Here is a 12,631-nt window from a genome sequence, read left to right as displayed (position 1 = left end):
AGCGGGGGAGGGAAGGGGCCCGCGGCGCCAGCCGTGGGAAGGGTGGGGGCAAACGGCCCACCGCCCGCCGGTTACTCGAACGTCTCGTCCTTGTAGGCGCCCCAGAACTCGCCGCGGCTCATCCAGCCGCGATAGCCCTTCAGGTCCACCTCGCACCATTCGCCCTTGCACTTGCGCAGCCAGCCGATCACGCCCGGCTGGGCGCGGGCCACGACGGCGGCGTCGCCGCGCGGCTCCTTGCGGACGGTGCGGATGTCGCCGGTGATGACGATGCTGCGCTTGCCCGACAGCATGCTCTGGTGGACCCAGCCCTCGCTGCCTTCCCAGTCGCGGATGCGGCGCCAGGTGTCGAATTCCTGAGTGATCTCCACCGGCATTTCCTTGCGGGTGAACACCCATTCGATGGGGTAGCGCACGTTGGGGCCGGTGCGCGCGTTCACCTCGCCCGAGCGCAGCGACACGAAGCGGGGGATCGGCAGGCCCGAGGCGTGGGTCGGGTCCTTCTCGCGCCGCGCGCCGTCCGACGCGTCGGCGGTGGACGGCGTGACCGGCGCCAGGGCTGCGACGGCCAGCGCCAGGACGGCGAGAGCGCGGCGGATGGCAGACGTCGTCGGCAACGGCAGCCCCGTGCTGTGGAGATCGGAAGGATGTGAGTCGGAGGCACTATAATTAGGGGTAGCCGCCGGGGGCAAGCGCAAGGCGCGGGCGGGCGAACGGCATCGGTTCTTGTCACATGGCGGGGCGGCTCATCGGGCTGGTCGCCGCGCCGAATCGTCACTGCCATCTGGACAGCTTCCCAACCGCTTGATAGGACAAGCGTCGGCCCGGAATGGGGGGAGGCACCGTCTATGACCGAAAAGAAGAAGCCGCTCGTCGTCGTCACGCGGAAACTGCCCGACGTCATCGAGACGCGGATGATGGAGCTGTTCGACGCACGGCTGAATTCCGACGACGAACCCCTGACCCACGCACAGCTCATCGACGTGGTGCAGACGGCCGACGTGCTGGTCCCCACCGTCACCGACCGGATCGACCGCGAGGTGATCGAGAAGGCCGGGCCGCAGCTCCGCCTCATCGCCTCCTTCGGCACGGGCGTCGACCACATCGACCTGAAGGCGGCGCGGGAGCGCGGCATCAGCGTCACCAACACGCCGGGCGTCCTGACCGAGGACACGGCGGACATGACCATGGCCCTGCTGCTGGCGGTCGGCCGCCGGGTGGCGGAAGGCGAACGGCTGGTGCGCTCCGGCCAGTGGAAGGGCTGGGGGCCGACGACGATGCTCGGCCACCGCATCCAGGGCAAGCGGCTGGGCATCCTCGGCATGGGCCGCATCGGGCAGGCGCTGGCGCGCCGGGCGCGGGCCTTCGGCATGTCGATCCACTACCACAACCGCCGTCGCGTCTATCCGGACGTCGAGCAGGAGCTCGAGGCGACCTATTGGGAGAGCCTGGACCAGATGCTGGCGCGCATGGACGTGGTGTCCATCAACTGCCCGCACACCCCGGCCACCTACCATCTGCTGTCGGAGCGCCGGCTGAAGCTGCTGCGTCCGCACTGCTTCATCGTCAACACCTCGCGCGGCGAGGTCATCGACGAGACGGCGCTGACCCGGATGCTGTCGAAGGGGGAAATCGCCGGCGCCGGCCTGGACGTGTTCGAGCATGAGCCGGCGGTGAACCCGAAGCTGCTGCGGCTCGACAACGTGGTCCTGCTGCCGCACATGGGCTCCGCGACCATCGAGGGCCGCATCGATATGGGCGAGAAGGTCATCATCAACATCAAGACCTTCGCGGACGGCCACGCCCCGCCCGACCGCGTCCTGGAAACGCTGCTGTAAGGCGGTGGGAGAGGGCGTCTAGAGGACGCCCTCATACAGGCTGGCCATGGGGATCTCGATCCCGACCGAGGGGAAGCGCAGCGTCCCGCCCCCGATGACATCGCGGACCACCCAGCTCTGTTCGTCCTCGCGGTGCCACAGCTCGGCATAGCGCTTCGTCGAGTCGAGCAGCAGGATTTCCTGCACCGACGGGATTTCCCGGTAGATCGCCAGCTTCCGGCCACGGTCGAACTGGGCGGTGGAGGGCGACAGGATCTCGACGATGATCGTCGGGTCCGGCACCGGAACCATGCCGGGCTTCAAGGGCTGGCAAGTCACCGCGATGTCCGCCTGGAAATAGGTGTCCTCGTGGTCGGACAGCCGGATGCCCGCTTCGGAAACGACACGGCATGGAGGCCGGAGCCGGGTTCCGATCTGAATGCCGATGGCCATCGCCAAGGCGCCATGAGTTGCGGCGGGCGGCGCCATGGCGACGGGTTGACCGCCGTCCAGCTCATAGCGGGTGTCCGTTCCGTCGTTCCAGACGAGGAACTCCTCCACGGTCATCGGGCGGGGTGCCGGATCGCTCATGCCCATGAGTATGGCCCTCTCCCTCGTCGCTTCCAAGTGGGCGCCGCCCAAGGGGCCGCCGCGGCTATTTCGCGGCCAGCCCGCCGCCCAGCTCGATGCGCACCTCCACGACACCCGGCTCGTCCAGGTTCTCCTTGCGGATGAAGCCGAGCGCGCGGCACATGCCGAGCATGCTGGTGTTCTCGCGCAGGACCTCGCCGTAGACCTCCCTGATCCCGCGGGAACGGGCGTAGTCCAGGATCTTGTTCATCAGCTGGTAGCCCAGCCCTTGGCCCTTCATGTCCGATCGCACCATCACGGCGTATTCGGCGCGCAGGTTGTCGGGGTCGGCGGTGATGCGGACCACGCCGTACATGATGGTCTCGCCGGTCTCCGGGTCCGGCCCGACCGCGACCAGACCCATCTCGCGGTCGTAGTCCATCTGGGTCAAACGGGCGGCGGCCTGGTGCGACAGCCGCTTCAGCGGCGCGAAGAAGCGCAGGCGCAAATCCTCCTGCGTCTGGTTGGCCACCATGTGGTGCACCAGCGGCTCGTCCTCCGGCAGGATGGGGCGGACGAGGAACTGGCGGCCGTCCTTGATGGTGATCCGGTCCTCCAGCCCCTTGGGGTAGGGGCGGATGGCCAGACGCTTGGCGCCGGGCAGGGCCGGCACCCCGACCTTGATGCGGGCGTCGAGCGCCAGCACGCCCTCCGCGTCGGCGAGCAGCGGGTTGACGTCCAGCTCGGCGATCTCCGGGAAATCGACGATGAGCTGGGAAATCTTGTTCAGCGTCAGCGCCACCGCCTCCAGATCGACCGCCGCGCGCGAGCGGTAGCCCTGCAACTGCCGCCAGATGCGGGTGCGGCCCATCAGCTCGGTCGCCAGCTTCATGTTCAGCGGCGGCAAGGCGAGCGCGTAGTCCTCCACCACCTCCACCCCGATGCCGCCCTCGCCGAACAGCAGGACGGGGCCGAACAGCTCGTTCTCGGTCATGCCGACGATCAGCTCGTAGGCGTCGGCGCGCACCGCCATCTCCTGGACGGTGAAGCCCTCGATGCGGGCGTCGGGCACCGCCTCGCGCACGCGGGCCAGCATGGCCTCGGCCTCGGCCTTGACCTCCGCCGGCTCGGTCAGGTGCAGGGCGACGCCGCCGACGTCCGACTTGTGGGTGATGTCCGGCGACAGGATCTTCAGCGCCAGCGGCCCGCCGATCATCTCGGCGCAGTGGGCGGCCTCCTCCGGCGTGTCGGCGCGGCGGGTATCGACGACCGGGACGCCGTAGGCGGCGAGCACGCGCTTGGCCTCATATTCGCTGAGCCAGTCGCGCTTCTCGGCGATGGCGCGGGAGATAATCTTGCGCACCGTGATGCCGTCGGGCTGGAAATCCTCCGGCACCGACGGCGGCGTCTCCATCAGCAGCTCCTGGTTCCGGCGGTATTCCACCAGATGCAGGAAGGCGCGCACCGCGTGGCTGGGCGTGTCGTAGGTGGGGACGCGGTTGGCGGCGAACAGCTTGCGCGCTTCCGCCGCCGTGTTGTCGCCCAGCCAGCTCGTCAGCACCGGGTGCTTGCGCGTCTTGTTGGCGATCATGGTGTCGACCACCGCCTGCGCGGCGGCCCGCCCGTCGGTCACCGCGGTCGGGCAGTTCAGCACCAGCACGGCGTCGTTGTTGGGGTCGGCCATCAGCGCGTTCAGCGCGTCGGCGTAGCGTTTGGGCGGGGCGTCGCCGCCGATGCGCAGCGGGTTGCGGGCGCTGCCGGCGCCCAGCGCCTTCTCCAGCGCGTCCATCGTCTCCGGCGCGAACTGGGCGAGCCGCCCGCCGGACAGGATCAGGCTGTCGGTCGCCATCACCCCCATGCCGCCGCCGTTGGTCAGGATGGCCAGCCGGTCGCCGGTGATCGGCGACCCGGTGCCCAGCGTGCCCACCGCGTCGAACAGCTCGTCCAGGCCGCTGACGCGGAGGATGCCGGCGCGGCGGAAGGCGGCGTCATAAACGGCGTCGGACACCGCCAGCGCCCCGGTGTGGGAGGTCGAAGCCTCCAGCGCCTCGTCGGTGCGGCCGGACTTGATGACGATCACCGGCTTCTGACGGGCGGCGGAGCGCGCCGCCGACATGAACTTCCGCGCGTCGCTGATGCTCTCGATGTAGAGCAGGATGGCGCGCACGTTGGCGTCGCCGGCCAGATAGTCCAGAAGGTCGCCGAAATCGACGTCCGCCTTGTCGCCCATCGAGATCAGGTGCGAGAAGCCGATCCCCCGCGCCGTCGCCCAATCGGCGATCGACGTCACCACCATGGAGGACTGCGCCACCAGGGCCACGTCGCCCTTTTTCGGCGTGACATGGCCGAAGCTGGCGTTGACCCCGCGGCCCGGCACCATGATGCCCAGGCTGTTGGGGCCCAGGACGCGCATCAGGTGGGGCTTCGCCGCCTCGCGCAGGGTCTGGATCTGCTCCTTGGAAAAGCCGCTGGAGATGACGATGGCCGCCTTGGTCCCGCGCTTGCCCAGCGCCTCGATGGTGGCGGGCACCGTGGCGGCGGGGGTGCAGATCACCGCCAGGTCCGGCGTGACCGGCAGCTCGTCCACCGTCTTGTAGGTCAGAACCCCCTCGACCGCGCGCTCGCCGGTCACCGGCATGATCGGGCCGTCGAACCCGGCGTTGAACAGGTTGCGGGCCACCACGGCGCCGATGGTGTTCGGCTTTCGGGTCGCCCCGATCAGGGCGATGGAGGCGGGTTTGAACAGGCGGTCGAGGTTGCGAACGGTCATGGCCGGGTTCCGGGAGTTCGTCTCACACAGCAAGGCTCGAACAGCCGCCATTCCGCTAAAGATCGGACCGGGGCCGTCGAGTTGCAATCAGCGGTAAGGAGGCAATCGCAGGACGGGAACGCGACCGATCGCCGCTCATGTTGCGGTGCAACATACACATTGGTCATACCTTTGTACAGGCGCCCTTTGTCGCGCCCCCCTCCGAAACGGATATCCATGCCGCGCATCGGGGCTTGAGCGGGCGGGCGCGATGCTCCACCCTGTTGACCTCAATGGAAAAAATGGGAGCGGGAGCCATGAAGGTCGGGATCGTCGGGGCTGGCGCGGTGGGCGCCACGGCGGGCTTCGCCATGGTGATGAGCGGTTCGGCCAGCGAGGTCGTGCTGGTCGACATGAACGAGAAGCTGGCCGCGGCCCAGGCGCAGGACATCGCCCATGCCGTGCCCTTCGCCCGCGCCGCCCAGGTGCGCCAGGGCGGCTACGCGGCGCTGGCCGGGGCCGGGGTGGTGGTGCTGGCCGCCGGCGTGGCGCAGCGGCCCGGCGAGACGCGCCTGCAACTTCTGGAGCGCAACGCGGCGGTCTTCGGGGCCATCATCCCGGCGGTCCTGGCGGCGGCGCCCGACGCCATCCTGCTGGTGGCGACCAACCCGCTGGACGTGATGACGCAGATCGCCACCCGCATCTCCGGCCTGCCGCCGTCGCGGGTGATCGGCTCCGGCACGATCCTCGACACCGCGCGGTTCCGCGCGCTGCTGGCCGACCGGCTGGGGGTGACGGCGAAGTCGGTGCACGCCCATGTGGTGGGCGAACACGGCGATTCGGAAGTCCTGCTGTGGTCCGGCGCCACCGTGGCCGGACTGCCGGTGGATCGTGGTGCCGAGCGGCTGAAACGTCCCCTGACCGCGGAGGACCGCGCCGCCATCGACGAGGGTGTGCGCCGGGCCGCCTACCGCATCATCGACGGCAAGGGCCACACCGCCTTTGGCATTGCGGGCGGCCTGTCGCGCATCGTGGCGGCCATCGCCGGGGACGAGCGGGCGGTGCTGACCTGCTCGATCATCAACGACGAGGTTCTGGGCGTGCCGGACGTGGCGCTGTCGCTGCCGCGGGTGATCGGGCGGGGCGGCGTGCTGGAGACGGTGATGCCCGACCTGTCGGAGGAGGAGGCGGCGGCGCTGAAGCGCAGCGCGGAAATCCTGAAGGAGGCGGTGACCTCGGTGGAGAAGTCGCTGCCGTGACCGGGTGAGAAAAAAAGCGGGTCCGGTCCGCGTTGCAGGACCGGCCCCGCGCTGCGGAGCCGGCCCTTGCAACCCGTCCAGTCGACAGGCGCGTCAGACCACCGGGCCGAGCTGACCTTTGGTGGCGGCGGCGGCGCGCTCCATGCCTTCCTGGATCTTCCTGGCGGCTTCCTGCTCGTCGCCCCAGCGCAGGATCTTCACCCACTTGCCCTTTTCCAGATCCTTGTAGTGCTGGAAGAAGTGGGCGATCTGCTCGGTGGTGATCTCCGGCAGGTCCTTGTAGGACTTCACGCTGCTGTAGAAGGGGTGCAGCTTGTCGACCGGAACGGCCAGCAGCTTCTCGTCCTCGCCGCCCTCGTCCTCCATGAACAGCACGCCGATCGGGCGCGAGCGCAGGACGGCGCCCGGGATGACCGAATGGCGGCCGACCACGCAGACGTCCACCGGGTCGCCGTCACCCGACAGGGTGTGCGGGATGAAGCCGTAGTTGCAGGGGTAGTACATGGCGGTGTGCAGGAAGCGGTCGACGAACATCGCGCCCGACTCCTTGTCGATCTCGTACTTCACCGGCTCGCCGCGCAACGGGATCTCGATGACCACGTTCACGTCCCACGGGGCGTTCTTGCCGACCGGAACCTTGCTGAGATCCATGGAAAACCATCCTTCGACTGCAAAAGCGGGTTGCGCTTGGTTGTGGACGCGGGCCAAAGCTCCCGGCGCCGCGCGCGCGGAGTTTTAGGCAGATGCGGCCATAAGTCAAAGCGCACTTGCGCAGGTGCGGCAAAGGGACGAGCCTTCGCCATGCCCTGCATCCTCTTTGCGCTGCTCTGTCTCGCCTTTTTTCCCCTTGCGGCATGGGCCGACCCCCCTGCGAAGGCTGCCCACGCCATCGCCATGCATGGCGACGCCGCCTACCCGCCGGGTTTCGCGCATTTCGCCTACGTCAACCCCGACGCGCCGAAGGGCGGCACGCTGCGCCAGGCGGTGACCGGCGGCTTCGACACGCTGAACCCCCATGTGGTCAAGGGCGTGCCCGCCCTGGGGCTTGGTTTCGTTTTCGAAACGATGCTCGCCCGCTCGTGGGACGAGCCCTTCTCGCTCTACGGCCTGCTGGCCGAGAGCCTGGAGGTGCCGGAGGACCGGAGCGCCGCCGTCTTCCACCTGAACCCCGCCGCGCGCTGGCACGACGGGACGCCGGTGACCGCCGCCGACGTGTTGTTCTCGCTGGAGGTCCAGCGCGCCCACGGCACGCCGAACCGCCGCCAGTACTACGCCAAGGTGGCGGACGCCGAGGCGCCCGACGCGCGCACCGTCCGCTTCGCCTTCGCCCCCGGCCCGGACGGGCGGTTCGACCGCGAGATGCCGCTGCTGATGGGGTTGATGCCGATCCACGCCAAGGCGTGGTGGGCGGGGCGTGACTTCGCCGCGACGACGCTCGACCCGCCGCTGGGCAGCGGCCCCTACCGGGTCAAACAGGCGGAGGCCGGACGGCGCATCGTCTACGAGCGGGTGGCCGACTATTGGGGGAGGGACCTGCCGTCGCGGCGCGGGCTGTTCAACGCCGACACGCTGGATTTCACCTATTACCGCGACGACTCGGTGGCTCTGGAGGCCTTCCTGGCCGGGCAGGGCGACGTGCGACGCGAATCCGATCCCGCCAAATGGGCCACCGGCTACGACGGCCCGGCGCTGCGCGCGGGGCGGATCGTGCTGGAGGAGTTGCCGCACCGCCGCCCGGAGTTCGCCCGCGGCCTGATCTTCAACACCCGGCGTCCGCCGTTCCAGGACATCCGGGTGCGGCGGGCGCTCGGCCTCGCCACCGACTTCGCCTGGATCGGCAAGACCCTGTTCCACGGCGCTCTGGTCCGCACGGCGAGCTATTACCCGAACTCCGAACTTGCGGCCGAGGGGCTGCCGGGGCCGGAGGAACTGGCGGTGCTGGAACCCTTCCGCGACCGCCTGCCGCCGGCGCTGTTCACCGAGCCCTTCACCTTGCCGCGCACCGACGGCAGCGGTCCGGCGGGGGCGCGGGACAATCGGCGCGAGGCGCTGCGCCTGCTGGCCGAGGCCGGTTGGCGGGTGAGCGGCGGGCGGCTGATGGACGGGGCGGGGCGTCCCTTCGCCTTTGAGATCCTGCTGGGCAACCCGTCGGACGAGCGGGTGGCGCTGGAATACACCCGCTCGCTGGAGCGGCTGGGCATCGTCGCGACGGTGCGCACGGTGGACAACGCCCAGTATCAGGGGCGGCTCGACCGTTTCGATTTCGACATGACCTTGCGCTGGTGGGTTTCCAGCCTCTCGCCGGGCAACGAGCAGCTTTACTATTACGGGTCGGAGGCGGCGGACCAGCCGGGCAGCCGCAATTACCCCGGCATCCGCGACCCGGTGGTGGACGCCATTGCCGCCTCCATCGCCGAGGCGCGGACGCGCGCCGACCTCGTGGCCCGCACCCGCGCGCTCGACCGGGTGCTGCTGTGGGGCCAGTACATGGTGCCGCTGTTCCACAGCCCGGCCGACCGCATGGCCCGCTGGTCGCGGCTGAAGCACCCGGAGGCGACGCCCCTCTACGGCCCGCTGGTCGAGTCCTGGTGGATCGAAGAGGGCGGCTGAACCTCCGCATGCCCATCATGGACCCGGTAAGCGTGTAGGATCACATCGACCACGGCGTCCAGATCGGTGAAGCGGTCGGTGTTGACGATCAGGTCGTATTGCAGCGGATCGCCGTTGGAGATCTTGAAGAACTCCTTGAAATAGCGGGCGCGGGCGGCGTTGACCCGCTGCACCTCGTGCAGCGCGTCGGCGACCTTGGCGGGGTCGCCGCCGGCCAGCCGCGCGGCGCAGACCTCGTCCGAGCCGACGATGCGGACGCGGAAGCGCGGCGCCCCGCGCAGCAGCAGATGCGCCCCGCGCCCGACGATCACCCCGCCGCGGAAGGCGATGCCGTTGACCACGCGGGTCAGCAGCCGCTGGTGCTCGGTCAGCGGGTCGTGCAGCCCCATCAGGCTGGCGTAGAGGAACATCCCCGCCCGCCCCGGCAGCTTCTCGTCGAGCTGGCGCATCAGCGTCGGGTCGGAAGTGGCGGTCGCCACCACGGCGTCGAGGATTTCCTTGTCGAAGCAGGGCACCCCCAGCGCCTGGGCGAGCTTCGCCGCGATCGCCTCGCCGCCGGTGCCGTGCTCGCGGGCGATGGTGACGACGGGGGGCGGGGACTCCAGCGGGCCGGAGCGGGGCCGGTGCGGCTGGAGCTGGTCGGTTCGGATGTAGGTCAGAAGCGCCTGGAATTCGTCGCGGGCCATGGCTTCCCTCCGCGAACGGTTGCGACGGTTCCAGTGTCCGGCCGGGCGGCGGCGGGGTCAACGACCCCCAAGGGGGAGGGGCACGCGGTCGCACCCCTTCCGCGCGCCGCCGAAAAGGCTCTACAGAACCCGGACCGCGATCACCGTCAGCAGGACGACGATGATCCACAGGGCGACGCGCTCGCTGATCCGGCGTTCCACCCAGCGGTCGAGCATGTGCTTGATCGAATGGGGGTGCAGGCGCAGGCCGCCGTCGGCCAGTTCGGCGGCGGCGCGTTCGGCCTGGTTCACCAGCCGGGGCAGGCGGCGCACCGTCGACACCATGGCCTCCAGATCGTCGAGGATCTGGGCTTCCGGCCCACGGTTCTCGCGCATCCAGTCCTCGATCAGCGGGCGCGCCAGCTCCCACATGTTGATGTTCGGATTCAGGATGCGGCCCACCCCCTCCGCCGTCAGCATGCTCTTCTGGAGCAGGAGGAGCTGCGGCTGGGTCTCCATCTCGAACTGCTCGGTCACCGCGAAGAGCTGGGCGAGCAGACGGCCGACGGAAATCTCGCTCAGCGGCTTGTTCTGCAGCGGCTCGCCGATGGCGCGGCAGGCCTGGGTGAAGACCTCGATCGACTGGTGGCGGGGGACGTAGCCCGCCTCGAAATGCACCACCGCGACGCGGCGGTAGTCGCCGGTCAGGAAGCCGATGAGCATGTCGGCCAGATAGGTTCGCGTCGCCCGGTCCAGCCGGCCCATGATGCCAAAATCGACGGCGGTGATGTTGCCGTCCTGGGTGACGAACAGGTTGCCCGGATGCAGGTCGGCGTGGAAGAAGCCGTCGCGGAACACCTGGTTGAAGAAGCTGGCCGAGGCCTTGGCCAGGATCTCGTCGCGGTCGTGGCCGGCGGCGTCGAGCCTTTCCGACTCGTCCACCTTGAAGCCGCGGATGCGCTCCAGCGTCAGGACGCGGCGCGCCGTGCGGTCCCAATCGATGGCCGGGACGTTGAAGGTGGGGTCGTCCTTGAAGTTGTCGCCCAGCTCCGAGGCCGCCGCGGCTTCCATCCGCAGTTCCATCTCCAGGCGGGAGGTGCGGGCGAAGGTGTCCACCACCTCGCGCGGGCGCAGCCGCTTCAGCTTGGGCATGACCAGGACGGCCAGCTCGGCCAGCCAGTAGAACAGGTCGATGTCGCGCTCGAAGGCGTTCTCGATGCCCGGCCGCAGCACCTTCACCGCAACCTCCCGCCCTTCGGCGGTGACGGCGAAATGCACCTGCGCGATGGAGGCGGCGGCGACCGGCACCTCGTCGAAGCTGCGGAACAGCTTGCCGATGGGGGCGCCCAGCTCCTCCTCGACGATGGCGCGGGCCTGCGATCCTGGGAAGGGCGGCAGCTTGTCCTGGAGTTCGGCCAGATCGAGCGCCATCCGCTCGCCGACGAGGTCGGAGCGGGTGGACAGCAGCTGCCCCAGCTTGATGTAGGTCGGCCCCAGATCGGCCAGCGCGCGGGCCAGCCGCTGGCCGACGCGGCCCGGCTCCTTGGCGTTGCCGACCCAGCGCCAGAACAGGGCGAAGCCGGGGGCGGTCTGCGGCAGCGTTTCCGGCAGCGCGTTGTAGCGCGCCAGCGTGCGGCCGATCACGAAGAGGCGGCCGATGTTTCGGGCGGTCCGGAACAGCATCCGGTCAGATCCGCCAGCCGGAATGGATGGCGGCGATGCCGCCGGTCAGGTTGCGCACGCGCACCGCGCCGAAGCCCGCGGCCTCGATGCGCTTGACCATCGCCTGCTGCTCGGGGAAGCGGCGGATGCTCTCCGCCAGATAGCGGTAGCTGTCCTCGTCCCCGGCCACCACGCGGCCGAGCCGCGGCAGGACCTGGAAGGAATAGACGTCGTAGATCTCGCGCAGGACCGGAAGGACCACGTGGCTGAACTCCAGGCAGAAGAACTTTCCGCCGGGCTTCAACACGCGGCGCGCCTCGGAAAGCGCGGCGTCGATGCGCGTGACGTTGCGCAGGCCGAACGCAATCGTATAGGCGTCCACCGAACGGGAGGCGATGGGCAGCCGTTCGGCGTCGCCCACGGTCCAGTTCACGCCGGTCAGCAGGTTGCGGTCGTAGGAACGGTCGCGCCCGACGCGGACCATCGACTCGGTGATGTCGCAGACCACGGCCCGCCCGCCGCCGCGCTCCAGGAAGCGGAAGGCGATGTCGCCGGTGCCACCCGCCACGTCGAGCAGCGTCATGTCGGCGCGCGGGGCGACCATCTCCATCAGCGTGTCCTTCCACAGCCGGTGGATGCCGCCCGACATCAGGTCGTTCATCAGGTCGTAGCGCCCGGCCACGCTGTCGAAGACGGCGCGGACGAGGCCGGACTTGGCGTCGGGATCGACGGGGCGGTAGCCGAACCAGTTCCCTTCGGCCCCGGCGGACACGCCGGTGGCCTGGGCCGGAGCTGCGGGCTGGGACGGGGCGGAGGGGGTGCGCGGATCGGTCATGGCGCGCAACATAGCGCGCGACCTGGGCTTGCGCCAGCCGGGGCGTTGCCGTGACGCACCCCCGGCGCGCGGTTTTTGCGGGCTTGACCCCGTGCCCGGCCTTCGCCACCGTGCCGCAGGTGTACGACGGGGAGACCATGGCCACGCTGCAGAAAGCCCTGCTGGTCGCCTTCGACCTGCTGCGGGAGGGGCGCTTCAGCCGGAGTCGGCGGCCATCCGCAACAATCTCCCCGACGCCCACGCGCTCTGCGGCGACTCGGCGGCGGCGCTTCCCGCAGCCGCGGTGGAGCGGTCAGCCTCTGGGCGGCGGGCTGATGTTCGCCACGCTGCGCCCGCTGTTGACGCAATCGTCAACAGATAAGACGCAATCATCAACAGGGGCTTTGGAGGGTTGCCTGTTGGACTGCGACGCCCGGCTGCGCGCGCTTTTCCGGTAGGTCTGCTACCCTTCGCACCCTTCACCA

The 12,631-nt window shown here is 69.6% G+C and carries 11 protein-coding genes; 4 read left to right on the top strand and 7 right to left on the bottom strand.

Annotated features, from left to right (window positions below):
- Positions 1-71: 71 nt before the first annotated feature.
- A complete protein-coding gene (locus tag DXK32_RS21425) occupies positions 72-617 on the bottom strand; it encodes an SH3 domain-containing protein (RefSeq protein WP_247877270.1) in 546 nt (181 codons plus the stop codon).
- A 231-nt stretch (positions 618-848) separates the two neighbouring features.
- Between DXK32_RS21425 and DXK32_RS21420 the strand changes: the two genes are divergently transcribed.
- On the top strand, positions 849-1,838 hold the full coding sequence (locus DXK32_RS21420) for a 2-hydroxyacid dehydrogenase (RefSeq protein ID WP_014238828.1): 990 nt from the start codon (positions 849-851) through the stop codon (positions 1,836-1,838).
- Between the two features lie 18 nt (positions 1,839-1,856).
- Here DXK32_RS21420 and DXK32_RS21415 read toward each other — a convergent pair whose 3' ends face one another.
- The gene (locus DXK32_RS21415; RefSeq protein ID WP_114860357.1) at positions 1,857-2,414 is read right to left on the bottom strand and encodes a Uma2 family endonuclease; all 558 of its coding nucleotides are present in this window, start codon (positions 2,412-2,414) and stop codon (positions 1,857-1,859) included.
- 58 nt (positions 2,415-2,472) lie between these two features.
- Entirely contained in the window at positions 2,473-5,157 is a 2,685-nt protein-coding gene (locus tag DXK32_RS21410; protein WP_114860356.1) for a bifunctional acetate--CoA ligase family protein/GNAT family N-acetyltransferase, read from the bottom strand.
- A gap of 296 nt (positions 5,158-5,453) precedes the next feature.
- On the opposite strand from DXK32_RS21410, the gene DXK32_RS21405 reads away from it, so the two are divergent.
- The gene (locus DXK32_RS21405; protein ID WP_114860355.1) at positions 5,454-6,395 is read left to right on the top strand and encodes an L-lactate dehydrogenase; all 942 of its coding nucleotides are present in this window, start codon (positions 5,454-5,456) and stop codon (positions 6,393-6,395) included.
- Between the two features lie 93 nt (positions 6,396-6,488).
- On the opposite strand, the gene ppa is transcribed toward DXK32_RS21405, so the two are convergent.
- Positions 6,489-7,046 carry an inorganic diphosphatase gene (gene ppa / locus DXK32_RS21400; RefSeq protein ID WP_114860354.1) on the bottom strand — a complete coding sequence of 186 codons (558 nt, stop codon included), beginning with the start codon at positions 7,044-7,046 and terminating at the stop codon, positions 6,489-6,491.
- Between the two features lie 150 nt (positions 7,047-7,196).
- On the opposite strand from ppa, the gene DXK32_RS21395 reads away from it, so the two are divergent.
- On the top strand, positions 7,197-9,005 hold the full coding sequence (locus DXK32_RS21395; protein WP_114860353.1) for an extracellular solute-binding protein: 1,809 nt from the start codon (positions 7,197-7,199) through the stop codon (positions 9,003-9,005).
- Here DXK32_RS21395 and DXK32_RS21390 read toward each other — a convergent pair.
- The 3 genes from DXK32_RS21390 to DXK32_RS21380 form a co-directional block, all read right to left on the bottom strand.
- On the bottom strand, positions 8,960-9,691 hold the full coding sequence (locus tag DXK32_RS21390) for an AAA family ATPase (RefSeq protein ID WP_114860352.1): 732 nt from the start codon (positions 9,689-9,691) through the stop codon (positions 8,960-8,962). The genes DXK32_RS21395 and DXK32_RS21390 overlap by 46 nt on opposite strands.
- A 120-nt stretch (positions 9,692-9,811) precedes the next feature.
- Positions 9,812-11,353: a 2-polyprenylphenol 6-hydroxylase gene (gene ubiB / locus DXK32_RS21385; RefSeq protein WP_247877269.1), complete on the bottom strand. Its 1,542-nt coding sequence runs from the start codon at positions 11,351-11,353 to the stop codon at positions 9,812-9,814.
- A 4-nt stretch (positions 11,354-11,357) separates the two neighbouring features.
- Entirely contained in the window at positions 11,358-12,167 is an 810-nt protein-coding gene (locus DXK32_RS21380; RefSeq protein ID WP_247877268.1) for a class I SAM-dependent methyltransferase, read from the bottom strand.
- A gap of 83 nt (positions 12,168-12,250) precedes the next feature.
- Between DXK32_RS21380 and DXK32_RS21375 the strand changes: the two genes are divergently transcribed.
- Positions 12,251-12,604: a hypothetical protein gene (locus DXK32_RS21375; RefSeq protein WP_162801294.1), complete on the top strand. Its 354-nt coding sequence runs from the start codon at positions 12,251-12,253 to the stop codon at positions 12,602-12,604.
- The last annotated feature ends 27 nt before the right edge of the window (positions 12,605-12,631 follow it).

The organism is Azospirillum brasilense (assembly GCF_003349955.1).
Classification (GTDB): Bacteria; Pseudomonadota; Alphaproteobacteria; order Azospirillales; family Azospirillaceae; genus Azospirillum; species Azospirillum brasilense_B.
This window is presented reverse-complemented; position numbering and strand designations above follow the sequence as displayed.